The 16209-nt window shown below is 71.2% G+C and carries 14 protein-coding genes; 11 read left to right on the forward strand and 3 right to left on the reverse strand.

Translation table 11 applies throughout. The features are described 5' to 3' along the window. Positions 1-61 precede the first annotated feature (61 nt). From Aau02nite_RS28660 to Aau02nite_RS28680, 5 genes are all read left to right on the forward strand, one after another. Positions 62-1873 (forward strand): serine/threonine-protein kinase, encoded by a 1812-nt coding sequence (locus Aau02nite_RS28660; RefSeq protein WP_212991707.1) that lies wholly within the window; start codon positions 62-64, stop codon positions 1871-1873. 109 nt (positions 1874-1982) lie between these two features. Beyond that, positions 1983-3503: a M28 family metallopeptidase gene (locus tag Aau02nite_RS28665; RefSeq protein ID WP_246595514.1), complete on the forward strand. Its 1521-nt coding sequence runs from the start codon at positions 1983-1985 to the stop codon at positions 3501-3503. Positions 3504-3650: 147 nt separating this feature from the next. Beyond that, the gene (locus tag Aau02nite_RS28670) at positions 3651-5000 is read left to right on the forward strand and encodes a hemolysin family protein (protein ID WP_212991708.1); all 1350 of its coding nucleotides are present in this window, start codon (positions 3651-3653) and stop codon (positions 4998-5000) included. Further along, positions 4997-6055: a hemolysin family protein gene (locus Aau02nite_RS28675; protein WP_212991709.1), complete on the forward strand. Its 1059-nt coding sequence runs from the start codon at positions 4997-4999 to the stop codon at positions 6053-6055. Before Aau02nite_RS28670 ends, Aau02nite_RS28675 begins: the two co-directional genes overlap by 4 nt. Before the next feature lie 12 nt (positions 6056-6067). Then, positions 6068-6832, forward strand: coding sequence for a sporulation protein (locus Aau02nite_RS28680; RefSeq protein WP_212991710.1), 765 nt, complete (start codon positions 6068-6070; stop codon positions 6830-6832). A gap of 119 nt (positions 6833-6951) precedes the next feature. Here Aau02nite_RS28680 and leuE read toward each other — a convergent pair whose 3' ends face one another. The 3 genes from leuE to Aau02nite_RS28695 form a co-directional block, all read right to left on the reverse strand. Next, entirely contained in the window at positions 6952-7665 is a 714-nt protein-coding gene (gene leuE, locus Aau02nite_RS28685; protein WP_212991711.1) for a leucine efflux protein LeuE, read from the reverse strand. 160 nt (positions 7666-7825) lie between these two features. Then, on the reverse strand, positions 7826-8209 hold the full coding sequence (locus Aau02nite_RS28690) for a VOC family protein (protein ID WP_212991712.1): 384 nt from the start codon (positions 8207-8209) through the stop codon (positions 7826-7828). 57 nt (positions 8210-8266) lie between these two features. Then, a complete protein-coding gene (locus Aau02nite_RS28695; RefSeq protein ID WP_246595515.1) occupies positions 8267-9505 on the reverse strand; it encodes a bifunctional pyridoxamine 5'-phosphate oxidase family protein/GNAT family N-acetyltransferase in 1239 nt (412 codons plus the stop codon). Between the two features lie 46 nt (positions 9506-9551). On the opposite strand from Aau02nite_RS28695, the gene Aau02nite_RS28700 reads away from it, so the two are divergent. The 6 genes from Aau02nite_RS28700 to Aau02nite_RS28725 all read left to right on the forward strand — a co-directional run bounded on the left by Aau02nite_RS28700 (position 9552) and on the right by Aau02nite_RS28725 (position 15942). After that, positions 9552-10898, forward strand: coding sequence for an aminotransferase class I/II-fold pyridoxal phosphate-dependent enzyme (locus Aau02nite_RS28700; protein ID WP_212991713.1), 1347 nt, complete (start codon positions 9552-9554; stop codon positions 10896-10898). Between the two features lie 200 nt (positions 10899-11098). Beyond that, a complete protein-coding gene (locus tag Aau02nite_RS28705; RefSeq protein ID WP_212991714.1) occupies positions 11099-11761 on the forward strand; it encodes a UdgX family uracil-DNA binding protein in 663 nt (220 codons plus the stop codon). Between the two features lie 111 nt (positions 11762-11872). Next, positions 11873-12073 (forward strand): DUF3046 domain-containing protein, encoded by a 201-nt coding sequence (locus Aau02nite_RS28710; RefSeq protein WP_212991715.1) that lies wholly within the window; start codon positions 11873-11875, stop codon positions 12071-12073. 198 nt (positions 12074-12271) lie between these two features. Further along, on the forward strand, positions 12272-13318 hold the full coding sequence (recA, locus tag Aau02nite_RS28715; protein WP_212991716.1) for a recombinase RecA: 1047 nt from the start codon (positions 12272-12274) through the stop codon (positions 13316-13318). Positions 13319-13832: 514 nt separating this feature from the next. After that, a complete protein-coding gene (locus Aau02nite_RS47725) occupies positions 13833-14684 on the forward strand; it encodes a regulatory protein RecX (RefSeq protein WP_307857961.1) in 852 nt (283 codons plus the stop codon). Positions 14685-15183: 499 nt separating this feature from the next. Beyond that, positions 15184-15942: a hypothetical protein gene (locus Aau02nite_RS28725; protein ID WP_212991718.1), complete on the forward strand. Its 759-nt coding sequence runs from the start codon at positions 15184-15186 to the stop codon at positions 15940-15942. Positions 15943-16209: the final 267 nt, after the last annotated feature.

Here is a 16209-nt window from a genome sequence, read left to right on the forward strand (position 1 = left end):
AGGATTCCGCAGGTCAGGCGCCGGTGACTATCCTGGTCGAACAAGCTACGGATGGGGGCTGATGGCGGTCAGGCGCATGCTCATCGCCGGTCGGTATCGGCTCCTCGAGCCGGTCGGCTCCGGCGGCATGGGCCGGGTCTGGCTGGCCCGTGACGAGATGCTCGACCGGGACGTCGCCGTGAAGGAGTTCGTCCCGCCGCAGTGGATGACCGACGAGGAGCAGGCCCGGCTGCGCACCCGCACTCTGCGCGAGGCCCGCAGCGCCGCCCGGCTCAACCATCCGCACGTCGTCCGCATCTACGACGTCGTGCACGCCGACGATCTGCCCTGGATCGTCATGGAGTACGTCCCGTCCCGCTCGCTGCACCAGGTCATCGGCGAGGACGGCCCGTTCGCGCCGGCCGAGGCGGCCCGGATCGGCCTGGACGTGCTGGAGGCGATCACCGCCGCGCACCGGGCCGGCGTGCTGCACCGCGACGTCAAGCCGCACAACGTGCTGATCGGCCACGACGGCCGGGTCGTGCTCACCGACTTCGGCCTGGCCACCTTCGTCGACGACGGCTCGGTCACCGGCCCCGGCATGGTGGTCGGCTCCCCGCAGTACGTCTCCCCGGAACGCGCCCGCGACGGGGCGTCCACCGTGGAGTCCGACCTCTGGTCCTTCGGCGCGACCCTGTACGCCGCCGTCGAGGGGCGGTCCCCGTTCGCCCGGGACAGCGCCATGGCGACGCTGACGGCGCTGGCCACGGACGAGGCCGATCCGCCGGTGCGGGCCGGGCCCCTGACCCCGGTACTGACCGGACTGCTGCGCCGCGAGCCGGTGGAACGGCTCACCGGCGCGGAGGTGGCCGAGCGGCTGCGCTTGATCGTGGCGGAGGCCGGTCCCGCCGCGCCGGTACGGACGTCCGGGACGACGTTCGGCCGTGCGGTCGTACCCGGTCCGAGAAAGGCCCCCGACGACCAGCCGAGCCCGGACGCCCGCCCGCAGCCGGAACCGGCGCCCGCCGAGGCGAAAGCCGAGCCGGCCGGAGGCGGTCTCGGCGCCGCACTGGCCGCGGCCCTGCCCGGTGTCGTCTACCCGCCCGGACCGGAAGCCGAGCGGGCCGAGCACCCGAGCGAGCCGCTCATCCCGGCCCAGCGCGCTGCCGAGGCCGAGGTGGAGCCGCCGAGATCCCGCCGGCGCTTCGTCGTCGTCGCCGGCCTGGTCCTGGCCGTGCTCGCCGGCGGTGGTGTTGCCACCGGCCTGGCGTTGCGCGGCGACGACGACCGGTCGCAGCCCTCGGCGATCGGGGCCACGCCCAGCGTCGTCACGTCCTCGGGCAGTGGCGGCAGCTCCGGTGGCTTCAGCCCGGTGAACTGCGCCAGCCCGGCACCGTCCGGCCTGCCCCGCACGCCGGTCGCGGGGGCCGAGAAGCTGCGCGACGGCTGGGCGCTGTATCCGGGCTGGTCCTACTTCAGCGATGCCGGCTTCCACATCGCGGTCCCGGACGGCTGGACCTATCAGACGATCGGCACCACGATCTGTTTCCGCGACCCGAGCAACCTCAGGATCCTCAGCATCGACCCCGACCGCAGCCCGCAGGGTGACCCGGTCCGGGCCTGCCGCAAGGAAGTCACCCGGCTGCGGGCCGCCGGTGACCTGCGCAACTACACCCAGCTGCGGATCGACCGGGTGCCCGGGCTGGCCCGGGCGGCGGACTGGGAGTACACGTACGACGGGCGCGACGGTGAGCGGATGCACGCGATGACCCGGTGGCGCGCGGCGAACGACGGCCGGGCGTACGCGATCGGCCTGATGACCCTGGATCTGGACTGGCCCGGCAATTTCGAGAAGTGGGGCATGATCCAGAGCACCTTCTTCACGGACAGCTGAGATATGGCTCTTTCGATATGAGTGCATAGAACGACGTCTCTGCGATGCTCGGCGTGGCCGCCGCCACACCCTGGGCGACGGCTCCCCCGAGCCCCGCGGAGGACCCCCCGTGAGAGCAGTCCCATTGATCGGCGCGACGGCCTTGCTCGCCGCCCTCTTCGCCGCCCCCGTCTCGGCCGCCCCCGCCCAGGCCGCCGTGGCACCCCCGGACATTCCGCTCGCGAACGTCAAGGCGCACCTGGCCCAGCTCCAGTCGATCGCCACGGCGAACGGTGGCAACCGCGCGCACGGCCGGCCCGGCTACCTGGCCTCGGTCACCTACGTGAAGGGTCTGCTCGACGCGGCCGGCTTCACCACCCAGCAGCAGACGTTCACCTACAACGGCGCGACCGGCTACAACCTGATCGCGGACTGGCCCGGCGGCGACACCTCCGACACCCTCATGATCGGCGCCCACCTGGACAGCATCGCGGCCGGCCCCGGCATCAACGACAACGGCACCGGCTCGGCCGCGAACCTCGAGGTCGCGCTGGCCGTCGCCCGGACCGGCTTCCAGCCCGACCGGCACCTGCGCTTCGGCTGGTGGGGCGCCGAGGAGCTGGGCCTGCGCGGCTCGACCGCGTACGTGAACTCGCTGAGCTCGGCGCAGAAGGCGGCCATCGGCGGCTACCTCAACTTCGACATGGTCGGCTCGCCGAACCCCGGCTATTTCCTCTACGACGGCGACAACTCCGACGGCACCGGCGCGGGCCCCGGCCCCGCGGGCTCCGCCGAGATCGAGGACACGCTGGAGGCGTACTTCGCCTCGATCGGCGTGCCGACCCGCGGCACCGACTTCGACGGGCGCAGCGACTACGGCCCGTTCATCGCGGCGGGCATCCCCGCCGGCGGCATCTTCACCGGGGCGGAGGGCCGCAAGACCGCGGCCCAGGTCACCCTCTGGGGCGGTACGACCGGCGCGTTCGACCCCTGCTACCACGCCGCCTGTGACACCACCGCGAACGTCAACGACACGGCGCTGAACCGCAACTCCGACGCGATCGCCTCCGCGGTCTGGGCGCTGGCCGACGGCGGCACCGAGCCTCCGCCCGGCGAGACGGTCTACTTGGACACGTTCGAGACGGCGACCGGCTGGACCGCCAATGCCGGGGCCACCGACACCGCGACCTCCGGCGCCTTCGAGCGCGGTGACCCGGCCGCGACCACCTCCGGCGTGGCCACCCAGCTCGGCACCACGGTCAGCGGCACCAACGACCTGGTCACCGGCGCGGCAGCGGGAGCCGGCGCGGGCGCCAACGACGTCGACGGTGGCACCACGACGATCCGCTCACCGGCGATCACGCTGCCCGCCGGCACGCTGACGCTGTCGTTCTCCTGGTACCTCGCGCACCTGAACAACGCGACCAGCGGCGACTACTTCCGGGTCCGGGTGATCTCCGGCACCACCACGACCACGGTCTTCACCCAGGCCGGGGCGGCGAGCAACCGCGCCGCCGCGTGGCAGGCCGCGACCGTCAACCTCTCCGCCTACGCCGGGCAGTCCGTCCGGTTGCAGGTGGAGGCGGCCGACACGGGCACGGCGAGTCTGGTGGAGGCGGCTGTGGACAACGTCACCATCACCCGCGCCTGACGGACGGGGGCGTGCGGGGGTGCGGCTGCGGCCGTACCCCCGCTCGGGTTTCCCACAGCGGACCCGCAGCCGCCACTGCTATCTTTTTCCGATGAGCGGCAGTATCCAGCCGGGCTCGGCCCGGCTTCTCGTCTTCCCGGCCCGGCCATGTTGATCCTGGTCGGATTGTTGCTGGTCATCCTGGTGACAGCCGTAACGGGCTATTTCGTCGCCCAGGAGTTCGGGTATGTCGCGGTCGACCGCGGCCGCCTCCGCCAGGAGGCCGAGCAGGGCGACAAGGCCGCGGAACGCGCCCTCAAGGTCACCGAGCGGCTCTCGTTCGTGTTGTCCGGCGCGCAGCTCGGCATCACCGTCACCGCCCTGATCGTCGGTTACGTCGCCGAGCCCTTCCTCGGTGAGGGGTTCGCCGAGCTGCTCGGCGTGGCCGGCGTGCCGACCGCGGTGACCCTGCCGATCTCGATCGTGCTGGCCCTGCTCATCGCGACCGTCGTGCAGATGGTCCTGGGCGAGCTGGCCCCCAAGAACTTCGCGATCGCCCGCGCCGAGACCCTGGCCAAGGCGCTCAGCCGCTCGACGCTGATGTACCTGGCCGTCTTCGGGCCGATCATCAAGCTCTTCGACAAGGCGGCGGCCCGGCTGCTGCGCCGGATCGGCATCGAGCCGATCGAGGAGCTGCCCGAGGGCGCCACGGAGGAGGACCTCGAGCACATCATCGCCGAGTCCCGCGCCGAGGGGCACCTCGATCCGGAGCTCTCGGTGCTGCTCGACCGCGGCCTCGACTTCCGCCGCCGGGTCGCGTCCGAGGTGATGATCCCCCGGGTGGACGTGCACACGGTCCGGGCCACCGACCCGGCCTCGCAGGTGGTCGCGCTGCTGGACACCGGCCGGTCCCGCTTCCCGGTCCGCGCCGGCAACGGCGTCGACGAGATCGTCGGCGTCGTCGGCATCGCGGACGTCCTCACCGTGCCCGCGGCCGACCGTGCCACGGTCCCGGTCGAGTCGCTGGCCGTGCCCCCGCTGTTCGTGCCGGCCTCACTGCGGCTGCCCGCGGTGCTCGACCGGCTGCGCGGCGACCACCGGCAGCTCGCCTGCGTCGTCGACGAGTACGGCGGCTTCGCCGGCATCATCACCCTCGAGGACATCGCCGAGGAACTGGTCGGCCCGATCCGCGACGAGGACGACCTGCCCGAGCCGGCCCCGGCCCGGCAACAGGACGGCTCGTGGATCGTCCCGGCCCGCTGGCGCATCGACGAGGTCATCGACGCGACCGGCGTCGAGCTGCCCGAGAGTGACGATTACGACACGGTGTCCGGCCTGGTGATGTCCGAGCTCGGCCGGGTGCCCCAGGTCGGCGACGCCGTGTCGCTCGCCTCCGGCACCGCGCTGGCGGTGCTCTCGGTGGACCGGCACGTGCCGGACGCCGTACTCCTGTCAGCCCCGCCCGGGCCCGCCGCCGTCTCCGCCACCGCTCTCGCCGCCGAGGAGGAGTCCCGATGAGCACGACCTGGGCCGTGATCGCCTCCCTGGTGCTGCTGGCAGGCAACGCGTTCTTCGTCGCCGCCGAGTTCGCCCTGGTGGCCAGCAAGCGCTACCGGCTGGAGCACGCCGCCGCCGGGGGCAGCCGGGCCGCCCGCGCGGCGCTGGACGGCAGCCGCGAGCTGTCGCTGATGCTCGCCGCCGCCCAGCTCGGCATCACCCTGTGCTCGCTGGGGCTGGGTGCGCTCGCCGAGCCGGCCATCGAGCACCTGGTTCACCCGCTGCTGCACGGCATCGGCCTGCCGGACGTGCCGAGCGGCATCATCGCGTTCCTGCTGGCGCTGCTCGTGGTCACGTTCCTGCACCTGGTGATCGGCGAGATGATGCCGAAGTCGTGGGCGATCACCGACCCGGAACGCTCGGCGACGCTGCTGGCGCTGCCGTTCCGCGGTTTCGTCCGGCTGGTCCGCCCGGCCCTGGTGGCGCTGAACGGGCTGGCCAACCTGGCGCTGAAGCCGTTCGGGGTGCACCCGCAGGACCAGCTCGCCCAGGCGCACGGCCCGCAGGAGATGCACATCCTGCTGGAACGCTCCCGGGCGGAGGGCCTGATCGGCGCGGAGCAGACCGAACTGCTGACCAGCATGCTGAAGCTGCAGGACACCAAGGTCGCCGACGTGATGACTCCCGACGACCAGCTGGTCACCGTGCCGCCGGACGCCTCGGCCCTGGACATCGAGGCGGCGTCACTGCGCTGCGGCCGGTCCCGCCTCGTGGTGGTGTCACCCACCGGTGAGGCACTGGGTGTGGTGCACGTACGCGACGCGATCCGGGTCACCACCCCGGGCGGCTCGGCGACGGCGGCGGATCTGATGGACCCGCCGTTCATGCTGGAGGCCGCGGTCACGGTGACCGACGCGGTGACCAGGATGCGGGCCGCGCGGGCCCAGTTCGCCCTGGTGACCCGCCGGGGCCGGGGCCGGGTCGGCTTCGTCGCGCTGGAGGACCTGCTGGAGCAGGTCATCGGCGAATTCGACGACGAGACGGACCCGGTACCGGTCGGCCGGCGCATGCGCTGAGAGGATGGCCGGATGGTCTTCGCAAGAGTGCTGCGCGCGTTCGGGGTAGGCGGCCCGAGCGTCGACACGGTCCTGACCGATCCGGCCACCCGCCCCGGCGGCACGCTGCACGGCGAGGTCAGGGTGGCCGGCGGCGAATACGACGTGCTGATCGACAACATCGTGCTGGCCCTGGTCACCCGCGTGGAAGCGGAGGACGGCGAGGCGCTGCTGGAATTCCACCGCGCCTCGGTGGCGGGCAACTTCACGCTGAGCGCGGGGGTGCGCGAGGACATCCCGTTCACGCTGACGGTGCCGTGGGAGACGCCGGTGACGCACGTGGCGGGCAAGCCGCTGGCCGGAATGACGATGGGCGTGCGGACCGAGCTGTCGGTGGCCAAGTCGGTGGACCCGGGAGACCTGGACGGGGTGCAGATCCACCCGCTGCCGGCCCAGGAGAAGATCCTGGCGGCCTTCGACCGCCTGGGCTTCCGGCTGCGGCACGCTGACGTGGAACGCGGCGGCATCTATGGGGTACGCCAGGAGCTGCCGTTCTACCAGGAAATCGAATACGCGGCCCCGGCGCGGTACACCGAGGCGATGGACGAGGTGGAAGTGACGTTCGTGGCGGACTCGTCGGGAACCGAAGTGATCCTCGAGTTCGACAAGCGCGGGGGACTGCTGCGGGAGGGACGGGACACTTACGCCCGGCACCGCATTTCGCACGACGAGGCGGCGGGGGTAGATGCGGTGTCTCTGGTGGAGGGGTGGGTTCATGAGGTGGCTGGTAAGGGGTAGGTGGGGTTCGGCTTTCCGCAGCTAGTCTGGCCTGCCGTCTGCCTCCTGGCGCCTGCTGTTGTGGGCCGCCTGCCGGTGGTGAGCCGCTTACCCAACGCAGCGGTCAGTCGCCTGCCGCGTCAGCCGGTGGTGGCGGTGGCGAGTTTGATGCCGAAGCCGACGAACACGGCGCCGACCCCGGTGGCCATGCCCGCGGAGAGCCGCCGCCGGCGCCGGAACTGGCCGGCCAGGAACTGCCCGCCGAAGATCAGCGCCGTGAGATAGAGCGCGCTGAACACCTGCAGGACCGCGCCGAGGATCAGGAACGACAGGGCCGGGTGGGCGTACCCGGGCTCGACGAACTGGATGAAGAAGGACACCACGAACAGGATGGCCTTCGGATTGAGCAGGCTGACCATCAGCGCCCGCCGGAACGGCCGCTGCATGCCCGCGCCGAGCCCGGTGGGCTGGACCTGATTCCCGCCCCGGGCTGCTTCATTGTCCGGCATCGCCACGCCATCGCTACGCCGGCCAACGGTCGCGTCGCCGCGGTCGCTCCACTTGCGCCAGGCCCCGCGGATGATGCCGAGCCCCACCCAGGCGAGGTAGGCCGCCCCCGCGTACTTGATCACCATGAAGACCGGTGGATACGTCCGGAGCAGCGAGGCGACGCCCGCAGCGGCCAGCGCCATGAGCACAGCGTCGCCGACGAACACCCCGGCGGCGGCCCGATACCCCGCTCGCACCCCGCGCTGCGCGCCGACCGTCAACACGAAGATCGAATTGGGCCCGGGTAGCAGCACGATCGCAAGGGTGCCCAGCACGTACGTCCAGAAGTCGGTGATCCCCAGCACGCCTCCATCCTCAGCGCCCCGGCGAGGTGCCGGCAGTGGCCGGAGGGCCAGATCCCTGTGGCCTTGCCCACGCCGCCGGACAAGTAGCGTTCGCAGGCCGCCAGCCGGATCCCGTTCGCGTGCACGGCGGAGGCCGGTCGCCCGACACGAAACCCCGGCTCTACACCGGCGTGACGCGCCGCCGCAGCAGGCAGAACTCGTTACCTTCCGGGTCGGCGAGCACGTGCCAGCTCTCCTCTCCCGTCTGCCCGACGTCGGCCGGCCGGGCGCCGAGCGCAAGCAGCCGCTCCAGCTCCGCGTCCTGGTCGCGGTCGGTCGCGTTGACGTCGATGTGCAGCCGCAGCTGACCTGTCTTGGGCTGATCGGTCCGGTTGAACACGATGGTCGGTTGCGGACCACCGAACCCGGCGTCAGCCGGTCCGATCTGGATGTCGCCGTTGTCGTCCCGGTCCAGCTCGACGTAGCCGAGCACCTCACACCAGAACCGGGACAGCAGATCAGGATCGAGCGCGTCCAGCACGAGCTCAGTTATGCGGCAGGCCATGGCAACACCCTAATGAGGCCGGCCGGCGAACCGTCGCAGCCGTTGTCTCCCGTACCCTCATGCCTCCTCCAGCCGGGCGCGGAGACGCTTCGCCGCGGCGGGCCATTCCTCCACCGTCATGGCGAACAGCACGGTGTCCCGCCACGTCCCGTCGGCGCGCAGCCGGTGCCGCCGGATCATTCCGTCCCGCGTCGCCCCCAGCCGGGCGATCGCCTGCTGCGACCTCTCGTTGCGAATGTCGGTGTACCAGAACACCCGCTCCGCACCGAGCACCTCGAAGGCCCGCTCCAGCAGCATGAGCTTCGCCTCGGTGTTCACCCCGGTGCGCCACCACCGTCGGCCGAGGACGGTGTAGCCGATGCCGACCGCCCGCCGTTCCGTGTCGATGTCGTGATAGCTCGTCATGCCCATCACCTCGCCGGTGCCCGGGTCGACCTGAGCCCACGACACCCTCCTGCCCTCCCACTGCTCGCGGGCGGCGACGGCAATCCGCTCGGCCATCTCCGTCCTGCTCCGCGGCGGCTCGCTGGGCAGGAACTGCCAGACCTCGTCGTCGCTCAGCGCCGCCATCAGCCCGTCCGCGTGACCGGGAGCCAGCGGCTCCAACGCGACGTGGCTCCCGCGCATCGGCGCCGCGATGTGCCACGGCGAGGTCGGTCCGGGCAGGTAGGCGGGCGGGGGCCCGCTCACTCCCGCATCCGGTTCCGGCGGGCCGGCCACCCGGCGAAGCGGCAGCACACCGGCCCAGTGCGGCAGCGACAGATCCTCCGGATCCTCCGAGACGCCGCCGGTGCGGGCACGCACGGACACCTCGACGAGGGGCAGCGCCAGCACGGTGGTCGTCGCCAGCTCCCGTGCGGTCGGCGGCCTGCTCTGCGCGCTGCGGCCGTGGCCTATCCGCTCGACCAGAGCGTCCATCGCCGCGCGCTTCTCCGCCTCGGCCAGGACCGGCCTGGCGTTCCCGTGCACCACGACCGACCGGTAGTTGGCACTGTGGTGGAACTGCGAGCGCGCATAGACGATGCCGTCGAGCAGGGTCACCGAGACGGCGACGGGCACGCCGTCGCCGCGAGCCTGCAGCCCGAGCCGCCCACCCGTGGAAGCGTGCAGATACAACGTGTCGTCGACGCGGACGTGCAGCGTGGGCAGCACCCGGGGCTCGCCGTCGACCACGAAGGCGACGGAACAGTCATACGCCTCGTCCAGGATGGCGTGTGCCTTCGCGCGGTCGTAGTGCATCCGGTCGCGGTTGCGGGTCGCCGTGGTCCGAGCAGTGGGCTGGTAGAGGTCGGTCACGGAACCCTCCTTGCCAACGGGCCTGTACTAGTACAGAATCTGTCTTGTGTCAGCACAGTATCAGGTCACCGGTTCCAACGCCGCCTCGATTTCCGCGAGCATCGAGGCCGGGGTTCGCGTGGGCGACTGGGCCTGGGGGGAAAGCCTGCCGCCCATCCGGATCCTCGCCGAGAGCCTGCACGTCAGCCCGGCCACGGTTTCCAAGGCCTACCAGGATCTGCGTCAGCGCGGCATCGTCGAGGCCGTGGGCCGCCAGGGCACCCGGATCCGGGCCCGGCCGGCGGTGGCCAGCCCGCGCTCCGCGCTGCGGCTGCCGGTGCCGGCGGGAGCGCTCGACCTGTCGGCCGGCGATCCCGACACCCGGCTGCTGCCGGCCCTGGGCCGGCATCTCCGCGCGGTGTCCGATGAGGTCGGTCCGCCCATGGGGTACGCCGCAGCCGGCGCGATGCCCGAGCTCATCGACGCGGCCCGGTCCCGCCTCGCCGCCGACGGTGTGCCGGTCGACGATGCCGCCATCACCGTGACCAACGGCACTCTCGACGCCATCGAGCGCCTGCTGACCGCGCATCTCCGACCGGGTGACACGGTCGCCGTCGAGGATCCGGGCTGGGCCAACCTGCTCGACCTCCTGGCCGCGCTCGGCCTGACCGCCGTGCCCGTGGCAGTTGACGACGAAGGCCCGCTGCCCGACCGGCTGGCCGCCGCGCTGGCCTCCGGATCCCGGGCCGCCGTGATCACCACCCGCGCACAGAATCCCACCGGGGCCGCGGTCAGCGCCGGCCGCGCGGCAGAGCTGCGTGCGGTCCTGAGCCACCACCCGGAGGTGCTCCTCATCGAGGACGACCACGCCGCTGAGCTGGCCGGCGTGCCCCTGCGCAGCCTCGGTGGCGCGACCCGCTCGTGGGCGTTCGTCCGGTCGGCCTCGAAGCCCTACGGCCCCGACCTGCGCATCGCCGTCCTGGCCGGGGACGAGGCGACGATCGCCCGCGTGGTCGGCCGCATGCGGATCGGAGCCGGCTGGGTGTCCACAGTGCTGCAGCGTCTGCTGCTGAGACTCTGGCGGGACGAGGAGACCGAGGCCCGGATCACCGCGGCGGGCGCGGACTACGACCGTCGCCGCCGGTCGCTGCGTGAGGCCCTGGCGGTGCGCGGAGTGCGCGCACGAGGAGCCACCGGGATCAACATCTGGGTCAACGTCGACGACGAGACCCGCATGGTGGCGACCCTGCGCGACGCCGGCTACGCGGTGGCTCCCGGTTCGCTGTTCCGCATGGAGGCACCGCCCGGCGTCCGGATGACGGTCAGTCCCATCGACGACAGCGCCATCGAAACCGTGGCCGACGAGGTCGCCGCCGCAGCCCACCCCACCGCCGTGTCCGCCCCCTCGCGATGATTGCCTTGTCCTGCCCGGCCGCGACGGTCACCGACCCGCTGATGCTCACCGGACAGGGCGGCACCCGCCGCGCGAAGAGGTTCGACAGCTCCTGCAGGCCCTGCGGCCCGAGCCCAATGCTTGATGACGGCGGTCGTTCCCGCTCACCGATCAGGTGAGCCTGCGCGCGTGGACCGGGCGGAAAGGGGTAGAACGTGGGCATGGCTACGACGCAAGCCCCGCCCGGTGCGCAGGAATTCATCCCGGCCGACGCGAAGAGCCTGGACGAGCTCAAAGCGGCGGCGCCCGGCTGTCGCGGATGCGAGCTCTACGAGAACGCCACCCAGGTGGTCTTCGGCCGCGGCGCCGAACACGCCAGACTGGTGCTGGTGGGGGAGCAGCCCGGCGACATCGAGGACCAGCAGGGTCTGCCCTTCGTGGGCCCGGCCGGACGGCTGCTCCGCGACGCGGTGGGCGACGCGGGCATCGACCCGTCGATCATCTATCTGACCAACACCGTGAAGCACTTCCGGTTCGAGCTGCGGGGCAAGCGGCGCATCCACCAGACGCCGGGACCGGCGCACATCACGGCCTGCCGGCCCTGGCTGGTCGCCGAGTTCTCGCAGCTCAAGCCGGACCTGGTGGTGGCGCTCGGTGCCACCGCGGCCAAAGCCCTGTTCGGACCGTCGTTCCGGGTCACGAAATCGCGCGGCGAGCTGCTGCCCTGGCCGGCGTCGGCGCAGCGTCCGCAGGACTTCCCGGTCGCGGAGTCGCGTGCGCTGGCCACGATCCACCCGTCCGCGGTGCTGCGCGCCGACGACCGGGATGCCGCCTACCGCGGCCTGGTCGACGACCTCAAGGTCGCGGCGACGGTCCTGGCCTGACCGGTACGCGCAACGAACCGCCCGCAGATCCACTGTCACCAGCGCATAGTGATGTGTGTCTCAGGGGATGGGCGAGCGGGACCGCCAGTACGTCGCGGGTAGGCTTTTCCCGTGCGGTTGACAGACTTCTGGGGGCGCCTCGAACAGGCCTTCGGCCCCGCTTATGCGCGGAGTCTCGCCGCGGATCAGAGTTTTGGGGCGCTCGACGGGCGCACCATTAACGAATCCATCGCTCAGGGTGTGGAGACGGTTACTATCTGGCGCGCGGTGGTTTCCGCGTACCCCGACCGGGTGCCTGCTCGCCTGCGCTGACCCTGTTTTTCGTACGCTTGTTCTGGCGTGTCGCTCGTAGTCGTACACCTGTTCGGCTATTGTCCTCAGCGGCGCGGTCATCCACAGGGCACGGCCGGGCACCGGTTTTTGTCAGACCCTAGGTCTAGCGTGACCCGCGTGGTGAACAGAAGCTCTTCGGCGAAGATGCCCGGGAAGTCGAATACAGGGGTGGCGGACATGGCGGCAGGACCTGATCGGGACAAGGCGCTAGACCTTGCTCTCGCGCAGATCGACAAGCAGTTCGGTAAGGGCTCGGTGATGCGCCTCGGGGAGCGGCCGGTCGTCCAGATGGCCGTCATCCCCACCGGCTCCATCGCGCTCGACATCGCGCTCGGCGTCGGCGGTCTGCCGCGCGGCCGGGTCATCGAGGTCTACGGACCGGAGTCCAGCGGTAAGACGACGGTGGCTCTGCACGCGGTGGCCAACGCTCAGCGCAACGGCGGCATCGCCGCCTTCATCGACGCGGAGCACGCGCTCGACCCCGACTACGCCCAGGCCCTCGGTGTCGACACCGACGCGCTGCTGGTTTCCCAGCCGGACACCGGTGAGCAGGCGCTCGAGATCGCCGACATGCTGATCCGCTCCGGGGCGCTCGACATCATCGTCATCGACTCGGTGGCCGCGCTCGTGCCGCGTGCCGAGATCGAGGGCGAGATGGGTGACAGCCACGTGGGTCTGCAGGCCCGTCTGATGAGTCAGGCGCTCCGCAAGATCACCGGCATCCTGAACAACTCCGGCACGACCGCCATCTTCATCAACCAGCTCCGCGAGAAGATCGGCGTCATGTTCGGCTCGCCCGAGACCACGACCGGTGGCCGGGCCCTGAAGTTCTACTCGTCGGTCCGTCTCGACGTGCGCCGCATCGAGAGCCTCAAGGACGGCACGGACGTGGTGGGCAACCGCACCCGCGTCAAGGTCGTGAAGAACAAGGTCGCCGCGCCGTTCAAGCAGGCCGAGTTCGACATCATGTACGGCAAGGGCATCTCCCGCGAGGGCTCTCTGATCGACGTCGGCGTCGAGCAGAACATCGTGCGCAAGTCCGGCGCCTGGTACACGTACGACGGTGACCAGCTGGGGCAGGGCAAGGAGAAGGCGCGCGAGTTCCTGAAGGAGAACCCGGACGTCGCGGCCGAGATCGAGAAGAAGATCCTGGAGAAGCTCGGCGTGGGCCAGGCAACCAGCGACGCCGCCGGCGGCCCGGAACTGCCCCCGGTCGACTTCTGATCGATGCGCACGGCCCACCACCGTTCGCCGGACCCGGCCCGCGAGGGCCGGGTTCACCCCCTCCCGTCGAACGCCGGCCCGGCGCACCGACCGACGCCGATCGCCGCGCCGGACGTAGCCGAGGGACCCGACTTGCTCGGTCACGACCGCAGGTCTCGGTCCGGCTCGCGGAGCGGCCGACCGGGCGGACGCGTCGGCCGACGCTGTGGTCGCTCATCGCATGGTCGCGTTCGATGGGTGTCGAGCAGCGCCGACCAGGTACGGGAACGCGGCGCGGGGGACGAGCGGACCACTGGCCGTGTGATTCGCTTGGCTCAGGTGTGGGCGGTGCCTGCGTGGAGAGATTGGTCGGTATGGGGCTGATGGGCGTGCGGGCGAGGGGTTGATGTCCGCGACGATGTCCCCGCTTCCGGCGGGTCCGATGCCAGAGCGACATGCTGAGCGCGCGTCATCGGCGGAGTCCTCGCCGGTGCGGGGGCCCGGTTTCAGGAATGTGGCAGGGCGGAGCTGAGGCATGGCCGGTCGACGTGGTGCGAGGTCCGGGCGAGGGTGGGACGCCATTCCGCCGCGGCCTGTGCAGGATGATCCTGCCGGCGGTGAGTCGGCATCTGATGAGCCCGAACGCGACCCGGCCCGGAGCGGGCGTCGTCGCAGCTCGCCGGGCGGCTCCTCGTCCGGCGCCTTCGGATCCTCCGGGAGTCGTGCGTTCGGCAGCGGTAACCGCTCCGGCGGCGGCAATCGCTCCGGCTCTGGCGGCGGTGGACGTTTCGGAAGTGGCGGCGGCGATCGCGCCGGGAAGGATGCCTCCGAGCGTCCTCCTGAGCCTCCGCGGAGCGAGTCCGAGGTGGCCCGCGACATCTGCCTCCGGCAGCTCGCGGTGCGGCCGCGCACGCGGGCCGAGCTGGCCAAGACGCTGGCCCGCAAGGAGATCTCCGAAGAGGTGATCGCCGAGGTTCTGGACCGTTACGACGAGGTCGGCATCATCGACGACGCCGCCTTCGCACGGATGTGGGTGTCGACCCGCCACCAGGGTCGCGGACTGGCTCGCCGGGCCCTCGCCAACGAACTGCGCCAGCACGGCGTCGAGTCCGAAGTGGCCACCGAGGCCCTGGAGACGCTGGACGACGAGGCCGAGGCGACCACGGCGCGGGCCCTGGTCGATCGCAAGTTGCGCTCCGCGCGGGGTACGCCTGATCAGGTGTTCCGCCGGCTTGTCGGCATGCTGGCCCGCAAAGGCTATCCGGCCGGCGTAGCCATCCAGGCCGTAAAGGAAGCACTCGCCGCCCGCGATGAGGAAGCCGCCGCATTCGCCGACCAGATCGACGCGGACGCGCTTGCGGACGAGGCAACCGACACCCTGTCCTGAGTCCTTGGCGCCTGCGTCTCCATTCGTTATCGCATTGAGATTACCCGTGGGTTCTTCGACGGGTGGGCGATTATGACCGCGGTTGCTCCTCCGTAGGCAGTAGCGCAATAGGAGTAATCAAATCCTCACTCTCTGTCTCTGCGGTGAGGACCTGCGTAGCGGTCTCCGTAAGGCTTGGGTTAGATTTTGCGTGTTTGCGGCCTTGGATTGTCCAGCCACAAACACCAGCGTGCGATCCCGGCGAGCGGCACCTGATTAGGTGAGCGGTCACCTCGGTAGCGGTAGTTCGGCGTATCGGGTGCGCACCGTGACCGGTCAGATTCTTCGAGTCCCGCTGTATGTCAAGGGGTCTCGGGAATGCCGTCCGACGGGTGTCCGACTTAGGCCATATTGTCAACCGTGGATAGAAGTCGGGCGAGAAAGCCGGTAAGTTGCAGCCCGGACTACGGGGACCACTGTCCATTGCGGATGACGGTCCTTCCACAGTACGGGGAGGAAAATGAAGACGAATCGACTCGCACGCCATCGCGGCGTGCGTGCTGCGGCTCGGCTGGGCGTCATCATCGGCGCCGTTGGCGTGGCTGCCCTTGCGGGCGCCAGCGCTGCCAGTGCCTCGACTGTCACGGACTCCTTGCGGGGCGTCGCCGTGCTCACTGAGCCGGCTGCCGCGGGAGACGATGACAAGGCGACCAAGGCGGAAGAGGACCCGCCCGGCGGTGGCGGTGGCGGCGAGGAGCCGGGCGGCGAGCCCGGTGGCGAGGACCCGGGTGGTGAAGATCCGGGTGGCGAGGACCCGGGTGGCGAGGACCCAGGTGGTGAAGATCCGGGTGGTGAAGATCCCGGTGGCGAGGACCCGGGCGGTGAAGACCCGGGTGGCGAGGACCCGGGCGGCGAGAACCCGGGTGGTGAAGATCCGGGTGGCGAAGACCCGGGCGGTGAGGAGCCTGGTGGTGGCGGCTCCGGTCCCACTGACCCGACGACTCCGCCTGGCTCCGGCACTGGTGGTGGGTCCGGCTCCGACGACTCCGATGACTCGGACGACAACGGCGGCGGCTCCGGCAACGGCAACGGCAACGGTGGCAACAACGGCGACTCCAACTCCGCGGGTGGCGGAGGCGGCTCCGACGGCGGCGGTGGCCTCCCGGTGACCGGCATCAACGTCATCGGCATCGCGGGCCTCGGCGCCGCAATCGCCGCAGGCGGCGTCGGCCTCGTCCTCGTGACGCGGCGCCGTCGCCCCGAAGGCGCGGACGCCTGATCCTCGGATCAAGCGGGCAACCGAGTGCCCGGTCCTCACGGACCGGGCACTCGTTGCATTCGCGCGTGTACTCGTCAGCTCGATGGGCCGACCCGGCCCGGGCGGCACGGACCGGCTCGGCGCAGCCCGACCTGATGTGGCCCGGCCGGACGTAGGGCGGCTGCTTGATGTGGGTCAGTCCGGCCCGTCGCGGTTCGGCCCGACCTGATGCGGCCCAACCGGAGGTAGAACGGCTGCTTGACTGGTCCGGCTCGGCCTGATGTGGAC

Origin of the sequence: Actinoplanes auranticolor, assembly GCF_018332655.1 — a bacterium.
Classification (GTDB): Bacteria; Actinomycetota; Actinomycetes; order Mycobacteriales; family Micromonosporaceae; genus Actinoplanes; species Actinoplanes auranticolor.

Coding starts and splice junctions, on each gene's coding strand:
- Aau02nite_RS28660 (WP_212991707.1), top strand. CDS start 62: ATGGCGGTCAGGCGCATGCTCATCGCCGGTCGGTATCGGCTCCTCGAG.
- Aau02nite_RS28725 (WP_212991718.1), top strand. CDS start 15,184: ATGAAGACGAATCGACTCGCACGCCATCGCGGCGTGCGTGCTGCGGCT.
- Aau02nite_RS47725 (WP_307857961.1), top strand. CDS start 13,833: ATGGCCGGTCGACGTGGTGCGAGGTCCGGGCGAGGGTGGGACGCCATT.
- recA (WP_212991716.1), top strand. CDS start 12,272: ATGGCGGCAGGACCTGATCGGGACAAGGCGCTAGACCTTGCTCTCGCG.
- Aau02nite_RS28705 (WP_212991714.1), top strand. CDS start 11,099: ATGGCTACGACGCAAGCCCCGCCCGGTGCGCAGGAATTCATCCCGGCC.
- Aau02nite_RS28675 (WP_212991709.1), top strand. CDS start 4,997: ATGAGCACGACCTGGGCCGTGATCGCCTCCCTGGTGCTGCTGGCAGGC.
- Aau02nite_RS28690 (WP_212991712.1), bottom strand. CDS start 8,209: ATGGCCTGCCGCATAACTGAGCTCGTGCTGGACGCGCTCGATCCTGAT.
- Aau02nite_RS28680 (WP_212991710.1), top strand. CDS start 6,068: ATGGTCTTCGCAAGAGTGCTGCGCGCGTTCGGGGTAGGCGGCCCGAGC.
- Aau02nite_RS28670 (WP_212991708.1), top strand. CDS start 3,651: ATGTTGATCCTGGTCGGATTGTTGCTGGTCATCCTGGTGACAGCCGTA.